Here is an 18,146-nt window from a genome sequence, read left to right as displayed (position 1 = left end):
ACATGCTATGGGACTCATTATTGCGATGGTATCCGGCAAGGGTGGCGTTGGTAAGACGACGTTAACAGCCGGGTTAGGCGGTGCATTGGCACGTCGTGGAAAAAAGATTTTGATTACTGACGGTGACTTGGGACTACGAGATTTGGATCTCGTTATCGGTAAGGAAAACGAAATTCTCTATGATGCGCTGGACGTGTGGAAAAAGAGATGCCGAGCGGAAGATGCTATTGTATCTGTCTCGGAAGGGCTTGATTTTTTACCAGCCAGTCAAGGCGTGCGTTGGGAGGACGTAGGCCGTAAAGGTTACGGCCGGTTATTGAAAAAAATGGCGAAACAATACGATTATGTGATTGTAGATGCACCGGCCGGTATCGGTCGCGGTAATGATGCAATTTTGCGTGTAGCCCAGCGACTGGTAATCGTTACGGAACCGGTATGGGTGGCGCTACGTAATGCGCAACGCGTGATGCAGGTATGTCGAGAACAGAGACAGCTTGACTATGCGCTGGTATTTAACAGAATTAATCCGCATATGTCGGTAGCGGATATAGAAGAGGCTTGGTATTCGTTGTCGGCGGAAATGCTGGGAGCCGTATTACCTTATAGTGAAGCGGTATGGCAACAAGGGCAAGCGGGTAAATTATACAATCCTATAGCTGATACGTTTGATAATCTGCTTACACCTTTGTGTGATTTTTGTCAAAGCGGTAATGCGTGGGATGATACAACAATATTTACGCAATATGCATCAGTGATGTCGGCAGAACAAAAGAAATTTGAAGAAAATAAACGACAGAAAGAGCAGCCAAGGTTACTTGTGCGTCAGCGCGATAGCCGATGGCGGCGCTTACGTCGATAGGAGGATATATGTGGCGACGAATATGGAGGGAGTGGGACTGGACTGTAGTACTATGTACTCTCGGGCTTATCGGTACGGGAATTGTTATTATAGGAAGTGCGACCCATGTAAATAAGGACGGCATCACTCTTTCGGGATTGGTTACGAAGCAATTTAGCTTTTTTTGTATAAATGCTATCATCGTTGTAGCTATGCAGTGGTTTGACTATAGACGATTAGCGTCGTGGGGAAAGCCCTTATATGCGATTACCCTACTTTTGTTGGTAGCGGTTATGCTTGTAGGCACCTCGGCATTAGGGGCTCAGCGATGGATTCAGATTGGACCGATTACGATTCAACCATCGGAGTTTACGAAATTATTGATGATAATTAGTATGGCTTCCATGATGACGAAGCATGTACAAAAGTTAAATACCTTTAAGTCACTGGTACCTATTGTTATATTTGTGGGTATTCCCGCCCTTCTGGTATTTAAACAGCCGGACTTAGGAACATCATTGGTATATCTGGCCATTCTTTTCGGTATGCTTTTCGTAGGCGGCATTCGCATGCGATTGGTTCAGATTATTGTTGGCGTAGCGGTAGTACTGGCTCCGCTAGGGTGGTTTGTATTGAAAGAATACCAAAAACAACGTATACTGGTATTCTTAAATCCTAATATTGATCCTTTCGGTGCCGGATATCATATTATTCAATCGAAAATAGCAATTGGTTCAGGTATGATACTGGGGAAAGGTTTGTTTGAAGGTACGCAAAGCCAGCTAAACTTTCTGCCGGAAAATCATACGGACTTCATTTTTTCGGTAATTGGTGAGGAACTGGGATTTGTAGGATGCTTTATTGTTTTGGTACTATTGTGTGTATTAATCTATCGCAGCATAGCCATTGCTAAAAGTGCTAATGATACATTCGGCATGTTGTTGGCTACGGGGATAGGTTCCATGCTTGTATTCCAGGTATTGGTAAACGTGGGGATGACTACCGGTATTATGCCTGTAACGGGAATTCCACTACCGTTTATTAGCTATGGAGTCAGTGCGTTGACAACGAATATGCTTAGTGTAGGACTTTTATTAAACATAGCTATGCATCGCAAACAACTGATGTTTTAATTGGTATTGTGAGAAATTACATAGTAATTTTTCATGGGGTTAAGCGTAGAACTTAAATGAGGCATTATTATTGAGATAAATGATAAGACTGTATAGGAGGCTATATGATTCAATTAGATGCGGCGTGGTTACAGCATGTAAGCAAGCCGGCTCGTTATACCGGCGGAGAATGGAACAGTATCGTTAAAAATCATGATGAAGTAGATGTGACGATGGCGTTGGCATTTCCCGATGTATATGAAGTAAGCATGAGTCATCTGGGAATTAAAATTTTATATTCTTTATTGAATGAACGTGCCGATGTAGCGGCAGAACGTGTATTTGCTCCATGGGTAGATATGGAGGAAGAAATGCGAAAACGTCATATTCCTCTGTTTTCACTGGAAACAAAGACTCCGGCTAAGGATTTTGATTTATTGGGATTCACTTTGCAATATGAAATGAGTTATACCAATATTTTGAATATGTTGGACTTGGCAGGGATTCCTTTTTACGCAAAAGATCGCGATCTTAGTTTTCCCTTGCTGTTGGCAGGTGGCCCTTGCGCCTATAATATCGAACCGATAGCTGACTTTTTTGACATTGTGTCTATTGGTGAATCGGAAGAATGGCTTAATGAATTTGTCGATTTATACAAGGCTGAAAAAGCGGCCGGTTTTCCCGGTGGTAAGGAAGCATTTTTACGTAAAGCGGCTCTGATTCCGGGCACGTATGTTCCTGCTTTGTATAAGCCGGAATATACCGCAGCCGGTGATTTCAAGGGAATGAAACGCTTGGCTGAAGAAGCACCGGAGGTAATCAAAAAGCGTATTATTGAAGATATGGAACATAGTTTTTATCCAACGAAACCCGTGGTTCCTTTTTTAGATGTTGTTCATGATAGAGCCGTATTGGAATTGTTCCGCGGTTGCACACGAGGATGTCGTTTCTGTCAAGCCGGCATGTTGTACCGACCGGTGCGCGAACGCACCCCGGAACGATTGGTACAGTTGGCTAAAGACATTATTGCCAATACAGGATATAACGAAATATCTTTGATGTCGCTTAGCTCAGCGGATTACTCAAAGCTTCCCGAGTTGGTAGATATGCTTATGGAGGAATTTAAAGACAAGCAGGTCAGCGTTAGTCTGCCGTCACTTCGTATCGATGCATTTTCTATTGATATTGCAAAAAAAGTACAGCAAGTGCGTAAGAGCGGTCTTACCTTTGCGCCGGAGGCTGGTTCGCAGCGCATGCGTGACGTAATCAATAAAGGTGTCAGTGAAGAAGACCTTATAGCAGCTTGTACGAATGCTTTTAAATCGGGATGGCATACGGTGAAACTGTATTTTATGATGGGATTGCCAACGGAAACCGATGAGGATGTAGCCGGAATTGCCGATTTAGCCTATAAAGTGTTGGATTTACATCGCGAAATTACAGGCAAACGCAACGGTAAGGTTACAGTTAGTGTATCCTTCTTTGTACCTAAAAGTCATTCCCCCTATCAGTGGTACGGTCAACAGGCAGTGGAGGAAATTCATCGTAAGCAACAGTATTTAAAGACGCTCATTAATAATCGCAATATTTCTTATCATTATCATGACGGGGCTACCGGTTATATGGAAGCGGTGTTTGCTCGCGGCGATCGTCGTTTGGCTAAAACACTTATTGAAGCATGGAGGCTGGGCTGTAAGTTTGATGGCTGGACGGAATACTTCTCTATTGATACATGGCTGGAAGCTTTTAAAAATACAGGTATTGATCCGGATTACTATGCGCGGCGCAATCGTGATTTTGATGAACCTTTGCCGTGGGATCACTTAGATGATACGGTAAGTAAAAATTATCTTAAACAAGAGTGGGAGCGTGCCGTGCGGGCCGATTTAACTCGCGACTGCCGACGGTTACCTTGCAATGGCTGTAATGTATGCCCTGAATTGGACACAGCTATTATTGATTATAAGGAGGGTGGACGCGTTGAAAAAGTTACGTTTGGCATTTAAAAAGGGGGAGCAATTGCGATTTTTATCGCATTTGGACTATGCGCAAGCTGTAGAACGCACAATCCGACGGGCCGGTATAGCCATGGCATATTCAGAAGGTTTTAATCCTCATATGAAAATTAGCTTTTCCTCGGCGTTGGCATTAGGGATTACGGCTACCTGCGAATACGCAGATCTTGATATATTGGAAGACACACCGGTAGACGCAGTTATAGCGCGTCTGAATCGTGTGGCTCCTCCGGGATTGGAAGTCATTGATGGCTGCGAAATGCCGAATAAGGTTCGAAAAATGATGGCTATCTGTAATTATGCCGTTTATGAAGTGACGGGGCCGGTTGAAGATAAAGCTGATTGGAAGTCGTTGCTGGTTCCTTTTAATGAAGCAACGGAAATTAGTTATGAAAAAGTAACGCCTAAAAAAATGCGACTTATCGATGTGAAACATTTCGTAAAAGAGCCTATTACGGCAGCGGTCAACGGCAACCGGGTTACATTGACTATGGGAATTGGTATTTATCCGGAAGGGACGATTAAGCCCGGTGAGGTATGGTTGCTAGGTCGTGATCGATACGGATGGCCTTTGACGGATGCGTATACTATTCATCGTAAAGCTATCTTGGTGGAAGAAAACGGTGAACGAAAATCCCCGTTAGATGTGGTATAACCAGTTATGATAGGAAAGGAGGTGTAGTATGAAGCGAATCATAATTACTACGATGCCTGAAGAAAGTCGCATCGCCATTACCGATGAAGCGGGGGTATTAACCGATATATTATATGAGCGTCCGGAAGCAACACACACGGTTAATCATATCTATAAAGGTGTCGTGCGCAATGTATTGCCCGGTATGGCATCCGCTTTTGTTGACATCGGTCGTGGGCAAAATGCATATTTAAACTTAAAGCATGGTAAGCAAACACGAGAAATGGGCAAGCTCTTCGTGGGACAGGTTATTATGGTGCAAGCGGTAAAGGAAGAGATGCGCGGCAAAGGAATACGTGTTAGTGCGGATATTAGTTTGGCCGGTCGCTTCATGGTACTACTTCCTTACTCAAAGGGCATTCATATTTCTAAAAAAATTACCGATACTGCACGACGACAGGCCCTTGAGTCTATGGCAGCACCGTATTTGGCAAGAGGCTGTGGCTTCATATTGCGAACGGCCGCAGCCGATGCAAAGGAAGAGGATATTGCAGCCGATATGGAATTCTTATGGCAAACATGGGAACAATTGCAGCGGCGTTTTGCAGTGGCAAAAAATGGAACGGAGATTTACAGTGATGCCGATGTATGGTTACGGTTGTTGCGCGATTACGTAGGGCGTGGTGACACGGAAATTGTAGCAGATGATGAGGCGGTAGTTCAACGTTTAGGAGAATTATGCCGTAATATGGCGGCTATGAGCAATGTTGTAATCCGTTATGTGGAAAGCAAAGAGGACATTTTTAAGCATTACGAAATAGATACCCAAATCGAGGCATTGGTAAGTAATCGCGTAGAGTTGCCATCCGGTGGATTTTTACAAATTGATTATACGGAGGCCTTGACTGTTATTGATGTTAACTCAGGACATTTTACCGGCGGAAATCCCGGTGAAACAGCGCGGATTGTCAATATGGAAGCAGCCGATGCGATTTGTCGACAGTTGCGTTTGCGCGATATTGGCGGTATCATCTTATGTGACTTTATAGATATGCCTAAAAAAGAGCAACGTGAAGCATTGATAGCCTATCTGACTAAGCAGGTGCGCTATGATCGCGTTAAAACTGTGGTTTGTGGTATTACATCACTGGGACTGGTGGAAATGACACGCAAGCGGGAGCGACAAGGATTACAGAGCTTGTTATTTGATACGTGCTCCCACTGTGGTGGCAGTGGCACGGTCTTATCTGCGCAGACGGTCTATTTACAGATTTTGCGACGCCTTCGTCAGTTATCTCGTTCGGGACGACTTAAGACTGATATTATGATTACAGTACATCCTGAAGTAGGCGCATGTTTTACAAAAGGTGTTTTGAAAGAGTTGCGCCAAGAACTGCAGCGTGATATACGTGTTGAATGTGATGCCGTATTGCATCGAGAAGCATATTCTCTATTGGCCGTAAATGAATAGCAGTATTCTGCTATCGGGAGATACCTGGTGTAGTAATAAGTTTAGGCAAGGTACCATAGAAGGCATATGATAGTGTCAAGATTATAGATATAAGTATATAGCTTGGAGTGAAGAAGAGTAATGAGTGGCTTTGAAATTGTATTGTTGGCGGTGGGATTGGCCATGGATGCTTTTGCGGTATCGGTAGCCAAAGCGCCTTGTATCGGACCTAAGGAACAATATAAGAAGGTAGTATTACCTTTCTTATTTGGGCTTTTTCAGATGGGAATGCCTATTATAGGTTGGTTGGTAGGTGCACAATTAGCCGATATTATCAGTGAATACGATCATTGGATTATTTTTGCACTCCTTGGGTATCTTGGTATAAATATGATTCGCGAGGCCTATCATAAGGATGCTGATGATGATATATGTCTTTTCATGGACTGGAAGGAAATGCTGATGTTAGCATTGGCTACCAGCATTGATGCATTAGCGATAGGTATTACATTGGCCTTTTTGTCGGTCAATGTACTCTGGGCATCCGGTATTATAGGAATTATTACCTTTGGTATTTCATTAGTTGGTATTTATCTGGGACATCAACTGGCAAAGCTATTGCGTGGACGAGCAGAGATTATTGGAGGGATCGTATTGGTTCTTATTGGTACTAAGATTTTATTGCAGCATTTGGGAATTATTTAAAGGACGATTCTTGACAGAACCGTCCTTTTTTGCTATATTTATTAAGTCGTAGTTTGGGTACGCCTAAGCTATTGCAGCCGCATGGAGGGGTAGTAAATTCCGACTCCACGTCGGGTACCGTATTCAGCGAGTTCGAAAACAAGGAGGTGTCACAATGTACGCAATCATTAAAACCGGTGGTAAACAGTATCGCGTTGCAGAAGGCGATGTTATTACCATTGAAAAATTGGAAGCTGCTGCTGAAGCAACCGTAACGTTTGACGAAGTATTAACTGTTGTTAACGACGGTGATGTTAAAGTAGGCGCTCCGCTTGTGGACGGTGCAAAGGTTACAGGTACTGTACTTGAACATGGTAAGGCTAAAAAGATTTTGGTTTTCAAATACAAAGCTAAATCTAATTATCGTCGTCGCCAGGGTCATCGTCAGCCGTTCACTAAAGTTCGCATTGACTCCATCCAGGCATAAGCTATGATTTCGATTGTAGTTGATCGTGATGCGGAAGGCCTCGTCCGGGCCTGTCAAATTTCCGGTCATGCCGGGTATGATGTAGCGGGCTATGACATAGTGTGTGCTGCTGTATCAGCCTTGTCTTGTACGGCTATTGTCGGACTTGAGCAAGTAGCGAAACAGAAGGGACACTATTCGAACGGCGAAGGTCAGTGCCGGATTGAGCTTTCCGGTCTTATAACGGAAAGCGGACAAGCTATATTGGAGACAATGATTCTCGGGCTTTCTGAAATCAGTCGTCAGTATAGTGAATTTGTAAAGATTAGTGAAACGTAGGAGGTGAACACAATGTTTACTTTTGATTTGCAGTTGTTTGCGCATAAGAAAGGTGTATCCAGTACACGTAATGGTCGCGATAGCGAATCCAAACGTCTTGGTGTGAAATGCCATGATGGTTCTATCGTTAAGAGCGGTAACATCATCGTTCGTCAGCGCGGAACTCATTTCCATCCGGGTACCAACGTTGGTATCGGTAAGGACGACACGTTGTTTGCATTGGTTCCGGGCAAGGTTGCCTTTGAACGTGCAGGTCGTTATAACCGTAAAGTAAGCGTTTACCCTGTAGAAGCGTAAAAGCATATACACTGGAGCCGAAGGCCAAGGTCTTCGGCTCTTTTTGCGTGTAATTGTAGCTACGGTCATTCACAAAATCATCTAAATGAGGTATACTTAGTACATATCCGGTGAAATGGGTATGATATAAGTTTTATGCATAATTATAATACCCCGGTGAGAATCATTGGGGAGGTAATCGGTATGTAAGCTGCTAATGGCATTAACAGGTAGGTGGCTGAATATCGGGTTGTATGCACCGAGAGTAAAGGAGATACGTATGTATGATGTTCGCTCCTCCAAAGCAGAGGAATTTATTAATCATGAAGAAATTTTAGATACCTTAGCTTATGCGGAAGCTAATAAAGAGAACAGAGAGCTTTTAGATCAAATTTTGGCTAAGGCAGCTACTTACAAGGGATTGAATCACCGTGAAGCAGCTGTATTGCTAGAATGCCCGTTGCCTGAGTACAAGGAAAAGCTGTTTGCTTTGGCGAAAGAAATTAAGCAGAAAATTTATGGTGACCGTATTGTTCTTTTTGCGCCGTTGTATTTGTCTAATTACTGCGTTAATGGTTGTGTATACTGTCCTTACCATGCAAAGAATCGCCACATTTCCCGCAAAAAATTGACGCAGGAGCAGGTACGGGAAGAAGTTATGGCTTTGGAAGCTATGGGGCATAAACGCATTGTTATCGAAGCCGGTGAAGATCCGATTAATAATCCGCTTGAATATATCTTGGATTGTATTAAAACTATTTATAGTATTAAAAATAAAAATGGCGAAATTCGTCGCGTAAATGTAAACATTGCCGCTTGCGAAGTAGAAGATTATAAGAAGCTTCATGAAGTAGGCATCGGTACGTATACATTATTCCAAGAAACCTATAATAAAGAAAATTATGAAATGCTTCATCCTCATGGTCCTAAGAGTAATTATGCTTACCATACGGAAGCTATGGACCGCGCCATGCAGGGTGGTATTGATGATGTAGGTATTGGCGTGTTGTATGGCCTTGAACATTATCGTTACGATTTTGTCGGCTTACTAATGCATGCGGAACATTTGGAAGCTGTTTTCGGTGTAGGCCCGCATACAATTAGCGTACCGCGCATTTGTCCGGCTGATGATATTGATGTGGATGATTTCAGCAATGCTGTGCCGGATGATATTTTTGAAAAGATTGTAGCTTTGATTCGCGTATCTACACCGTACACGGGTATGATTATGTCTACTCGCGAAAGTAAGCGCATGCGTGAACGTGGTTTGGCATTGGGTATTTCTCAAATCAGCGGAGGCTCCCGTACTAGTGTAGGTGGTTATGCAGAAGAAGAGTTGCCTGATGATAACTCGGCACAGTTTGATACCAGTGACCGTCGTTCCTTGGATGAAATTGTCGAATGGTTATTAGGCCTTGGTTATGTACCAAGCTTCTGTACGGCTTGTTATCGAGCAGGGCGTACAGGTGATCGCTTCATGGCATTGGCTAAAAGTGGTCAGATTTCCAATTGTTGTCAGCCTAATGCGTTGATGACGTTGAAGGAATATCTGTTAGACTATGCAACAGACGAAACAACCGAAGTGGGGCAACGCGTAATTGATAAGCAACTAGCATCTATTAAGAATGAAAAGGTTAAGGAAACAGCCCGTAATTACATTGCACAAATGGAAGATGGGGAACGCGATTTCCGTTTTTAATAGATGGTTGGAAAAGATATAAAAATATGTAATGGCCAATTCCGGAGAACGCACCAACTAATGATAGTGCAGGAGCTGTTATAAAATAATACAGTTAGTTCTGGCAATATAACAGAATATATACCAATGAATAGAAAATGAGTGGTGATTCTAAATGATAACCACTCATTTTTTATTATCTGGTGAAGTAATGATGGAATACGAAAATATGGGCTTTTATTAGGAAGTTGAATGGTGTATAATGTACCTATATTGATAATGATAATAGACTAGCGAAGAAAAAAGTAGTTTCGAGGATTCGAAATAGATGAGGCAGTGAGATATATGAAGCAGAGTAAAGAGAGGCGGTGGCGAATCGCTACCGGTGATACGGCAGAGGAAGAACGCTTAGTACGAGAAATCGGTGTGTACCCGGTGGTGGCAAAGTTACTGGTAAATAGAGGTTTAGGGTCTGTAAAGGACGCGGCAGCATTTTTAAGAGGGACCATGGATGAGTTGCCGGATCCGTTTGGACTCAAGGGGATGGAAAAAGCAGTAGCCACTATAGAAGAGGCTATAACGAACAAGGTTCCTATTGTTGTTTATGGAGATTATGATGTGGATGGTATTACAGCCACATCGTTGCTGTATCGTTTTTTGAAACGCTGCGAAGCAGATGTTACCTACTATATTCCTGAACGACAAAGTGAAGGATATGGTCTAAATGAGGAAGCATTAGAACATATTATAGAACGCGGTGTTGGACTGGTAGTTACAGTGGATTGTGGAATCAGTTCTTATGATATTGTGGAAGGTGTCCGCCAGCGTTTACAGATGATTATAACTGACCATCATAATGCGCCGGATCAAATACCACGGGCTGCTGCCGTGGTCAATCCGAAACAACCGGGGTGCATGTACGAGGACAAGAACCTATCCGGAGTTGGAGTGGCATTCAAATTATGCCAAGCGATCTGGCACCGGAGGACAGGATTGAGTTATCGGGAAGATTTGGATATCGTGGCATTGGGGACAATAGCCGATGTGGTTCCGCTGGTAGGTGAGAATCGTATTATTGTTAGAGAAGGACTTCGCAAGATGGAAGAATCTCCCAACTTAGGTATTGAAGCGCTTATCAAGGTAGCTGGCTTGGAGGGACGAAAGCTTAATGCCGGGCATATCGGATTTACTTTAGCTCCGAGACTTAATGCAGCCGGGCGCGTGACACATGCTACGCGAGCCGTTGAGCTGTTAACAACGACAGATCCACAGGCAGCGGTGGCCATTGCAGAGGAGTTACAGGCTACAAATACAGAACGGCAGATGATCGAACGCAGTATCTACGAGGAAGCGCATAGAGATGTACTTAATCAAGGTGAGAGTGCTGATAAGGTTATTGTTGTTGCCGGTGAGGAATGGCATCCCGGAGTTATCGGCATTGTGGCTTCACGATTGGTAGAGGAATTTTATCGGCCCACATTGGTTATAAGTGTTCATGATGGTGTTGGCAAAGGATCATGTCGCAGTATTGAAAACTGTAATATCTATGAGGCACTAAAATCAGCAGAGGATTTATTAATACAGTTTGGCGGACATAGACAGGCGGCAGGTTTTAGTATTGCCGTAGAAAATATTCCGGCATTGCGGGAACGATTGACAGCGTATTGTGAAGAGCATCTTAGCAGTGAAGATTATGTGCCGATTGTCGATATTGATGCATTGTTGGAAACAGAGGAAATTACCGTAGAACTGGTTGATCAAATCGAAACGTTGGAGCCGTACGGTATGGGAAACAGTACGCCTGTATTTGCACTGCCTAAAGTTACCGTTCGTGATGTGTATTTAATGGGGCAGCAAAAAAATCATTGTAAGATTTTATTGGACACTGAAGGGGCTCCTTTAGATGCCATCGCATGGCAGGGGGAAGCATATCATCGCGAGATATTCCCTAATCAAACGGTTAAAATGGCAGTTACGTTACAAAAGAATGAATGGCAAGGCAGGATTTCTCCTCAGTTGGTCATACAAGATATATCTCCGATGGAAAGACAAAGAGCTCGTTTGACAGAAAATGGTTTGCGTGAGATGTATCTGGTGGTTAAATCAGTATTTCGCAGTGCTACCGCGCCGCGATATATTGTTGAAAATGAGGTAATTCACCATCATCCGGCCAATCAGTCGGATCGAGAGGCTATTTTGTCTTTGGATGTATTTAAAGAGTTAGGCATATTAAAAGAAGAAACATCACCGGATGGTATGATGCTGTACCGTTGGTGTCATATAAAAGAAAAGCTAGAGTTAATTACTTCATTAACATTCTTGAAGTATAGCTCGTAGGAGGTGTGTTATATGGCAGAAAATGAAGAAGGCAAGGTACTGGTTGAGAACAGCACCTTTAATAAAGAAGAAGCCTTGGGGCGTTTAATGGATATCGTGAAATCCTATTTGGATGATGCCGATTGTGAACGCATTATGGAGGCGTTTCGATTAGCTGATAAAGCACATGCGCCTCAGAAGCGTGCCTCCGGGGAGCCGTACATTCTGCATCCGTTGGCAGTCGCTACTATTTTGGCGCATCTACAGATTGATGCGACTACAGTTATTGCGGCTTTACTGCATGATGTGGTAGAGGATACGGAATACACGTTAGAGCAAATCGAAGAGATGTTCGGTAAGGATGTAGCATTTTTGGTTGATGGCGTGACGAAGTTAAATCAGTTCCAATATCAGACAAAAGAAGATCAACAGCTGGAAAATTACCGTAAGATGATATTGGCGATGGCTAAGGATGTGCGTGTTGTTGTTATAAAATTGGGTGATAGATTACATAACATGCGCACGCTGAAGCATATGCGCAGTGATAAACAAAAACGCATTGCTAAGGAAACGCTGGAAATCTTTGCACCATTGGCCCATCGTTTAGGGATTTTCAATATTAAATGGGAGTTAGAGGATTTATCATTCCGTTACTTGGAACCGGACAAGTACTATGATCTGGTTGAGCAGATGAAAGAAAAACGCAAAGCCAGAGAAGAAATCGTTAATGATACGATGGTACAGTTAAAAAAGGCTTTGGAAGAAGCGCATATTAAGGCAGATGTAAAAGGGCGCCCAAAGCATTTTTATAGTATCTACAAAAAAATGAAGAAGGATAACCGTGATTTATCGCAGATTTATGATTTATATGCGGTGCGTGTTATCGTTGATACAATTCCCGATTGCTATGCCGTGTTGGGGATTGCCCATAGTTTATGGAAGCCGTTGCCATATCGTTTTAAAGATTATATTGCTATGCCGAAGTCAAATATGTATCAGTCGTTGCATACCACAGTTATAGGCACGATGGGACACTCCGTCGAAATACAAATTCGAACTTGGGAAATGCATCGTGTATCCGAGTATGGTGTAGCGGCACATTGGCGTTACAAAGAAGGTAATAAAGGTGGCGACAAGGATTTTGATCAAAAAGTAGGGTGGCTTCGCCAAGTATTGGAATGGCAGGATGCCAGCAACCCGAAGGAATTAGTGAATGCTCTTAAATTAGACGTGTTCTCCGGCGAAGTTTTCGTATTTACACCGCGCGGCGATGTGATGAAGCTTCCCAAGGGGGCCGTACCGTTAGACTTTGCCTACCGTATTCATACCGATGTGGGACATCAATGTGTAGGGGCAAAGGTAAATGGTAAAATTGTATCTTTGGATTATACTTTGCAAAATGGCGACATTGTAGATATCATTACGTCGAAAAACGGTAAGCCGAGCTTAGATTGGTTGAATATTGTAGGTTCTACGGAAAGTAAGAGCAAAATCCGTAATTGGTTTAAAAAGGAAAACCGAGAAGAGAATATCGTCAAAGGACGCGAGTTGTTAGAAAAAGAGGCAAAGCGTCTTAACTATGATTGGAAAGCGCTCAACAAGTCGGGACGTATGGAGCAAATCGCTAAATCATTAAATGCGGGTAGCGAAACGGAACTGTTATCAGCCGTAGGTTATGGCGGCGTGCCGGTTAACTCCGTATTACTTCGCTTGATTGATATGTATAAACGAGATCAGGCAAAAGAAGATAATCGTAAAGATACGATGGCTATGCTCGAAAAATTGAAGAGCCATGAACCGGTGCGTAAGAAAAGTAGCAATGGGATTTTGGTCAAAGGCGAAGCTGATGTAATGGTTCGAATGGCGCGTTGCTGTAATCCGGTGCCGGGCGATGAAATTATTGGTTATATTACGCGAGGGCGCGGTGTTTCCGTCCATCGCGCGGATTGTCCGAATATTGGTCATACTTCGGAAGATGTGGAGCGCATGATCGAGGTTTCTTGGGATGGGGCAACAAGTGATAATTTCCAGGTGGCTATCGATATTATGGCCTATGATCGCGGCGGTATGCTTATGGAAATCATGGCTACTTTGTCGGAGATGAAAATCAACATTGTCAATATTAATGCTAAAGTAGACGATACAAAGAATGCACATATCTCAATGATTATAGAAATTAGAGACTTGTCACAGCTTGATTTTGTAATGACAAAAGTGCGGCGTATTCGTGATGTATACACGGTACAGCGTGCCAATAACGGAGGTGCGTAATGCGGGCAGTTATACAGCGTGTTACTGATGCCAGGGTAACGGTGGAAGGTGATGTTACTGGAGCTATCGAGCAAGGACTGGTAGTTCTGCTCGGTGTAGGAAAAGAGGATAACAGCAAAGATGTGGCGTATCTGGCAGAGAAGGTATGTAATCTCAGGATTTTTGAAGACGAAAATGAAAAAATGAATTTATCTCTTCGTGATATCGGCGGTTCATTATTAGTCGTCTCACAGTTTACCTTATATGGTGATGTGCGTAAGGGACGACGCCCGGGCTTTGAAGGGGCAGCTTCACCGGACAGAGCGAATGCGTTATACGAAGAGTTTGTAGAAGCCTGTCAGGCATTGGGTGTCAAGGTAGATACCGGCAAATTTCAGACCCATATGCAAGTTGCCTTAGTTAATGATGGGCCGGTTACTATTTTGTTAGATAGTAAGAAATTATTTTAATGCTGTGCATGAGGTAATGTGTATGAAGCTTTATAGAATGCCCTTGGGAATGTTGGGCACGAATTGCTATATTGTTGTGGATGAACAAAGCAATCAATGTTTGGTAGTTGATCCGGGTTCGGACGGTGAACATGTAGTAGAGGTACTGCAAGAAAAAAAATTAAATCCTTTAGGTGTGGTTCTAACGCACGGACATAGTGATCATATCGGTGGCATACAGCCGATAGTGGATACCTATCATTGTCCGATTTATGTGCATAAAAAGGATGAACCCTTTTTGACGGACAGTCGATTGAATCTGAGTGTGTATAGTGGTAGTACTGTAGAAGCGCATGGTGAAGTTCGTCATGTCAAGGAGAGCGATATTCTTTCTTGTGGTAGTTTATCTTTTCGAGTAATTGAAACGCCGGGACATACACCGGGTGGCGTGTGCTATTACGGGGAAGGAGTTTTATTGGCCGGAGATACTCTCTTTAGGGAGTCTGTGGGGCGTACAGATTTTCCCGGTGGATCGTTTGATGATTTGGTGGCAGCTGTCAGTGAGAAGCTATTTCCCCTACCGGAAGAAACGGTCGTATACCCGGGGCATGGTCCGGAAACAACGATAGCACATGAGAAAGAATATAATCCTTTCGTGCGATAGGTGGTGAAACTATGGTACAGCGATCGACCCAATACTGGTTACGCTTGCTATTGCTGGTCGCTGGTGTAGCATTGCTTATCTGGGTTACGCCAGTGACCTTACCGTTGCTACTGGCGTTAGTACTTACTGTAATTCTTTTGCCGGTAGTCAATGGTATTCAAGATTATACGCGGAAAAGAGTGGGGTTGAAATGGTTTCCACGGAGTCTAGCCATTTTGCCGGCTTTCTTATTGGTAGCGTTGGCGACAGTAGTTATTATTCAATATATTATTGTCCCCTTTTTGGTAGAATTTACAAAGCTGTTAAATAATTTGCCGGTACTTATTAATCAGCTTCTTCATGTATGGAAAGAAACACAAGCGCAATATGCGCTGGTGTTACCGCCGGAGATAAACGGGCTCATTGGGAGTACGCTGAATAAAATAGGAAATTATAGCGTTGACCTAGCTCAGCGTGGGATTTTTGCTATCGTATCGTTGGCAACGACATTATTACAGCTGTTACTAGTGCCCATCATGACTTTTTACTTACTGAAGGATGGGCGTATATTGAAACAACGTATGGTTTCTATCTTTTCAGAACCGATAGCTTCACATTTGGATGAGATTGTCAATCAAGTACATCATACGATGGGTGGCTATTTGCGAGGGCAATTGGTACTGGCGACTAATATGTTTTGTATTATTTCTGTGGTGGCGTACATTTTTGATTTACCGTATCCTTTAGTTTTGGCATTGTTAGCCGGTATAGCTGAATGGATTCCCATTATAGGGCCTATTGCGGCGGCATTGCCGGCTATTATTCTAGCAGCTTTGAGTAGTGGTACATTAGCTTTACAAGTTATGATTACTTATATGGTAATTCAATTAATTGATGGACAAATTATTATGCCGAAGATTATGGGCCGTGTCATTAAACTACATCCTTTGGTAATTATTACAGTTATTTTTATCGGAGGATATCTATACGGTATTATCGGCATGATGACGGCGGTTCCTATTACCGCTATATTACAAATTGTTATCAATAAACTTTGGTATTTTAATCAGTATTACAAAAAGGATGGAGCGTTATGAACACAACATTAGAAAAATTAAAAGAACGTATTAAAGACAAGAAATATAAATTAACCACGCAGCGACAAACCATTTTACAGGCATTCATTGATGCAGAAGAAAAGCATCTCAGTGCAGAAGATGTATATGTACTGGTAAAAGCAGTAGCACCGGATATCGGCTTGGCTACAATTTATAGAACATTGGATTTATTTACGGAATTGGATTTGTTAAAGCGTCTTGATTTTGGAGATGGTCGTAATCGTTACGAGTTGAATGATGAAGAATTCTCTCATTTCCATCATCACTTAATCTGCGTGAAATGTGGTTGTGTCAAAGAATTTGAAGACGATATGCTGGAAACCTTGGAATCTATTATCGCAAAAAAATTAAACTTCCGTACTATTGACCATCAGCTCAAAGTGTATGGTTACTGTGGTGAATGTCAGGAAAAAATGAAAGAGGAAGAAGAAGCGCGCAATGCACAATAAGTATCATTACGAAGGGCCGTTACCGCTAGGATCGGTAGTAGCTCATAATTGTGCTGGTGCCGGACTGTTTGTTGCTACTCACGGTGAGGAGGTAGCATGGCGTCTAACGGGTTCGGAAGAAAATGGTTTCTACACACTTTGCATAGTTGGACCGAATCAACAGACAAAGCGTTTTTCCTCGGAGGCTACAGCTGAGGGGCGGCGTATTATTGGACGTGATGTGTTGTATTATTTACGCGAAGCCCAAGGGTTTATCCGCGTGGGAAAGTGGGGTAGTTTAGTCGGCGTACGTCCAACCAAGCTTTTTCACAAATTGTGGGATGAGACAGGTAAAGCGGGGGTAGCGGCACAAATACTGAGGGATAGATATGACATAAGCCTGGAGAAGTTGTCTATATTACAGTCGATTACAGAGTTGCAACGACCATGGGTGGCAGTCGATGAAGAAAGCAATCGACGCATCAGCGTGTATGGTGGAATTCCTTTTTGCGAGAGCCATTGCACATATTGCTCTTTTCCGTTTGGACTTGTACAGCAATACAATAGATTGGATGAATTCGTGCAAGCATTTGTTCAGGATGCTTCACAACTGGCGGCTTTGCAAAGAGAATTTAACCTAAGCGTGGACAGCTTATATATGGGGGGCGGAACTCCGACCAGTTTAAATCATGAAGCATTTGAGAAGGTCGTAGAGGCTTTGGCTATGTTACGCATGGAAGGAAAGGAATTTACAGTGGAGGCTGGTCGCCCTGACTCGGTAACGCCGGAAAAAATAGATACGATGCTTCGACATGGTGTGAATCGCATGAGTATTAATCCGCAAAGTATGCAGGATCATATATTAAAGGCTGTCGGTCGCGCCCACACAGCTGGGGCTGTGGTTGATTTATATGACTATGTACGAGAGCATACCTCTTTGGCAATCAATATGGACTTTATTGCTGGATTACCACAACAGACAATGTCGGATATGCAGGAAAATATGAAATTCATTTGTCGTACTATGCCGGAAAATGTTACAATTCATACATTGGCATTAAAAAAAGGCAGTCCTCTCTATGATATGAGGGAAACGGCGTTACTACCTGAAGAAGAGCAGGTAGAGGAAATGGTTTCTTATGCAGGAGAATACTTGCGTAAGATAGGCTATGTGCCGTATTATCTATACAGACAGAAATATATGACGGGGCAGATGGAAAATATAGGCTATACTCTGCCTGGTTATGCCTGCGAATATAATATTCGTATTATGGAAGAGCGGCAGACAATTGTAGCCGTCGGACCGGGGAGCTCATCGAAATGGATGCGCGCACCGGAATTCCGTCAACTGCAATTGCATACGCCGAAGGATGTGTCGGTTTATATTGATACATTGGATACGCTGTTGGCAAAACGCCGAGAGCGATGTGAACAATTTTGGGAGGCTTGA

Annotated in this window: 17 protein-coding genes; all 17 read left to right on the top strand. The window is 43.0% G+C overall.

Features of this window, described 5'->3' with window-relative positions; translation table 11 throughout:
* Window positions 1–7: 7 nt before the first annotated feature.
* Window positions 8–859, top strand: a complete 852-nt coding sequence (locus tag G344_RS10465; RefSeq protein ID WP_051245658.1) for an AAA family ATPase — start codon at window positions 8–10, stop codon at window positions 857–859.
* Window positions 860–867: 8 nt separating this feature from the next.
* Entirely contained in the window at window positions 868–1,971 is a 1,104-nt protein-coding gene (gene rodA / locus G344_RS0102190; protein WP_028254767.1) for a rod shape-determining protein RodA, read from the top strand.
* A gap of 104 nt (window positions 1,972–2,075) precedes the next feature.
* Complete coding sequence (locus tag G344_RS0102185; protein ID WP_028254766.1) at window positions 2,076–3,956, top strand: TIGR03960 family B12-binding radical SAM protein; 1,881 nt, start codon at window positions 2,076–2,078, stop codon at window positions 3,954–3,956.
* Entirely contained in the window at window positions 3,931–4,620 is a 690-nt protein-coding gene (locus G344_RS0102180) for a TIGR03936 family radical SAM-associated protein (RefSeq protein WP_028254765.1), read from the top strand. Before G344_RS0102185 ends, G344_RS0102180 begins: the two co-directional genes overlap by 26 nt.
* Before the next feature lie 28 nt (window positions 4,621–4,648).
* The gene (locus G344_RS0102175) at window positions 4,649–6,070 is read left to right on the top strand and encodes an Rne/Rng family ribonuclease (protein WP_028254764.1); all 1,422 of its coding nucleotides are present in this window, start codon (window positions 4,649–4,651) and stop codon (window positions 6,068–6,070) included.
* A 120-nt stretch (window positions 6,071–6,190) separates the two neighbouring features.
* Window positions 6,191–6,754, top strand: coding sequence for a manganese efflux pump MntP (locus G344_RS0102170; protein ID WP_028254763.1), 564 nt, complete (start codon window positions 6,191–6,193; stop codon window positions 6,752–6,754).
* Window positions 6,755–6,908: 154 nt separating this feature from the next.
* Complete coding sequence (rplU, locus tag G344_RS0102165) at window positions 6,909–7,220, top strand: 50S ribosomal protein L21 (protein ID WP_028254762.1); 312 nt, start codon at window positions 6,909–6,911, stop codon at window positions 7,218–7,220.
* A 3-nt stretch (window positions 7,221–7,223) separates the two neighbouring features.
* Window positions 7,224–7,538 carry a ribosomal-processing cysteine protease Prp gene (locus G344_RS0102160; protein WP_028254761.1) on the top strand — a complete coding sequence of 105 codons (315 nt, stop codon included), beginning with the start codon at window positions 7,224–7,226 and terminating at the stop codon, window positions 7,536–7,538.
* A gap of 12 nt (window positions 7,539–7,550) precedes the next feature.
* Window positions 7,551–7,835 (top strand): 50S ribosomal protein L27, encoded by a 285-nt coding sequence (gene rpmA, locus G344_RS0102155; RefSeq protein ID WP_004696430.1) that lies wholly within the window; start codon window positions 7,551–7,553, stop codon window positions 7,833–7,835.
* 259 nt (window positions 7,836–8,094) lie between these two features.
* The gene (gene hydG / locus G344_RS0102150) at window positions 8,095–9,513 is read left to right on the top strand and encodes a [FeFe] hydrogenase H-cluster radical SAM maturase HydG (RefSeq protein ID WP_028254760.1); all 1,419 of its coding nucleotides are present in this window, start codon (window positions 8,095–8,097) and stop codon (window positions 9,511–9,513) included.
* 324 nt (window positions 9,514–9,837) lie between these two features.
* Window positions 9,838–11,829: a single-stranded-DNA-specific exonuclease RecJ gene (gene recJ / locus G344_RS0102145; RefSeq protein ID WP_028254759.1), complete on the top strand. Its 1,992-nt coding sequence runs from the start codon at window positions 9,838–9,840 to the stop codon at window positions 11,827–11,829.
* Between the two features lie 12 nt (window positions 11,830–11,841).
* Entirely contained in the window at window positions 11,842–14,079 is a 2,238-nt protein-coding gene (locus G344_RS0102140; protein WP_038154749.1) for a RelA/SpoT family protein, read from the top strand.
* Window positions 14,079–14,528, top strand: a complete 450-nt coding sequence (dtd, locus tag G344_RS0102135) for a D-aminoacyl-tRNA deacylase (protein ID WP_028254757.1) — start codon at window positions 14,079–14,081, stop codon at window positions 14,526–14,528. The genes G344_RS0102140 and dtd overlap by 1 nt, the downstream gene beginning before the upstream one ends.
* A 22-nt stretch (window positions 14,529–14,550) precedes the next feature.
* Complete coding sequence (locus tag G344_RS0102130; RefSeq protein ID WP_028254756.1) at window positions 14,551–15,171, top strand: MBL fold metallo-hydrolase; 621 nt, start codon at window positions 14,551–14,553, stop codon at window positions 15,169–15,171.
* Window positions 15,172–15,182: 11 nt separating this feature from the next.
* Window positions 15,183–16,247: an AI-2E family transporter gene (locus G344_RS0102125; RefSeq protein WP_028254755.1), complete on the top strand. Its 1,065-nt coding sequence runs from the start codon at window positions 15,183–15,185 to the stop codon at window positions 16,245–16,247.
* Window positions 16,244–16,717, top strand: a complete 474-nt coding sequence (locus tag G344_RS0102120; protein ID WP_028254754.1) for a Fur family transcriptional regulator — start codon at window positions 16,244–16,246, stop codon at window positions 16,715–16,717. The genes G344_RS0102125 and G344_RS0102120 overlap by 4 nt, the downstream gene beginning before the upstream one ends.
* Window positions 16,707–18,146: a coproporphyrinogen dehydrogenase HemZ gene (hemZ, locus tag G344_RS0102115; protein WP_028254753.1), complete on the top strand. Its 1,440-nt coding sequence runs from the start codon at window positions 16,707–16,709 to the stop codon at window positions 18,144–18,146. Before G344_RS0102120 ends, hemZ begins: the two co-directional genes overlap by 11 nt.

Origin of the sequence: Veillonella magna DSM 19857 (assembly GCF_000428745.1) — a bacterium.
GTDB classification, from domain to species: domain Bacteria; phylum Bacillota; class Negativicutes; order Veillonellales; family Veillonellaceae; genus Veillonella_A; species Veillonella_A magna.
This window is presented reverse-complemented; position numbering and strand designations above follow the sequence as displayed.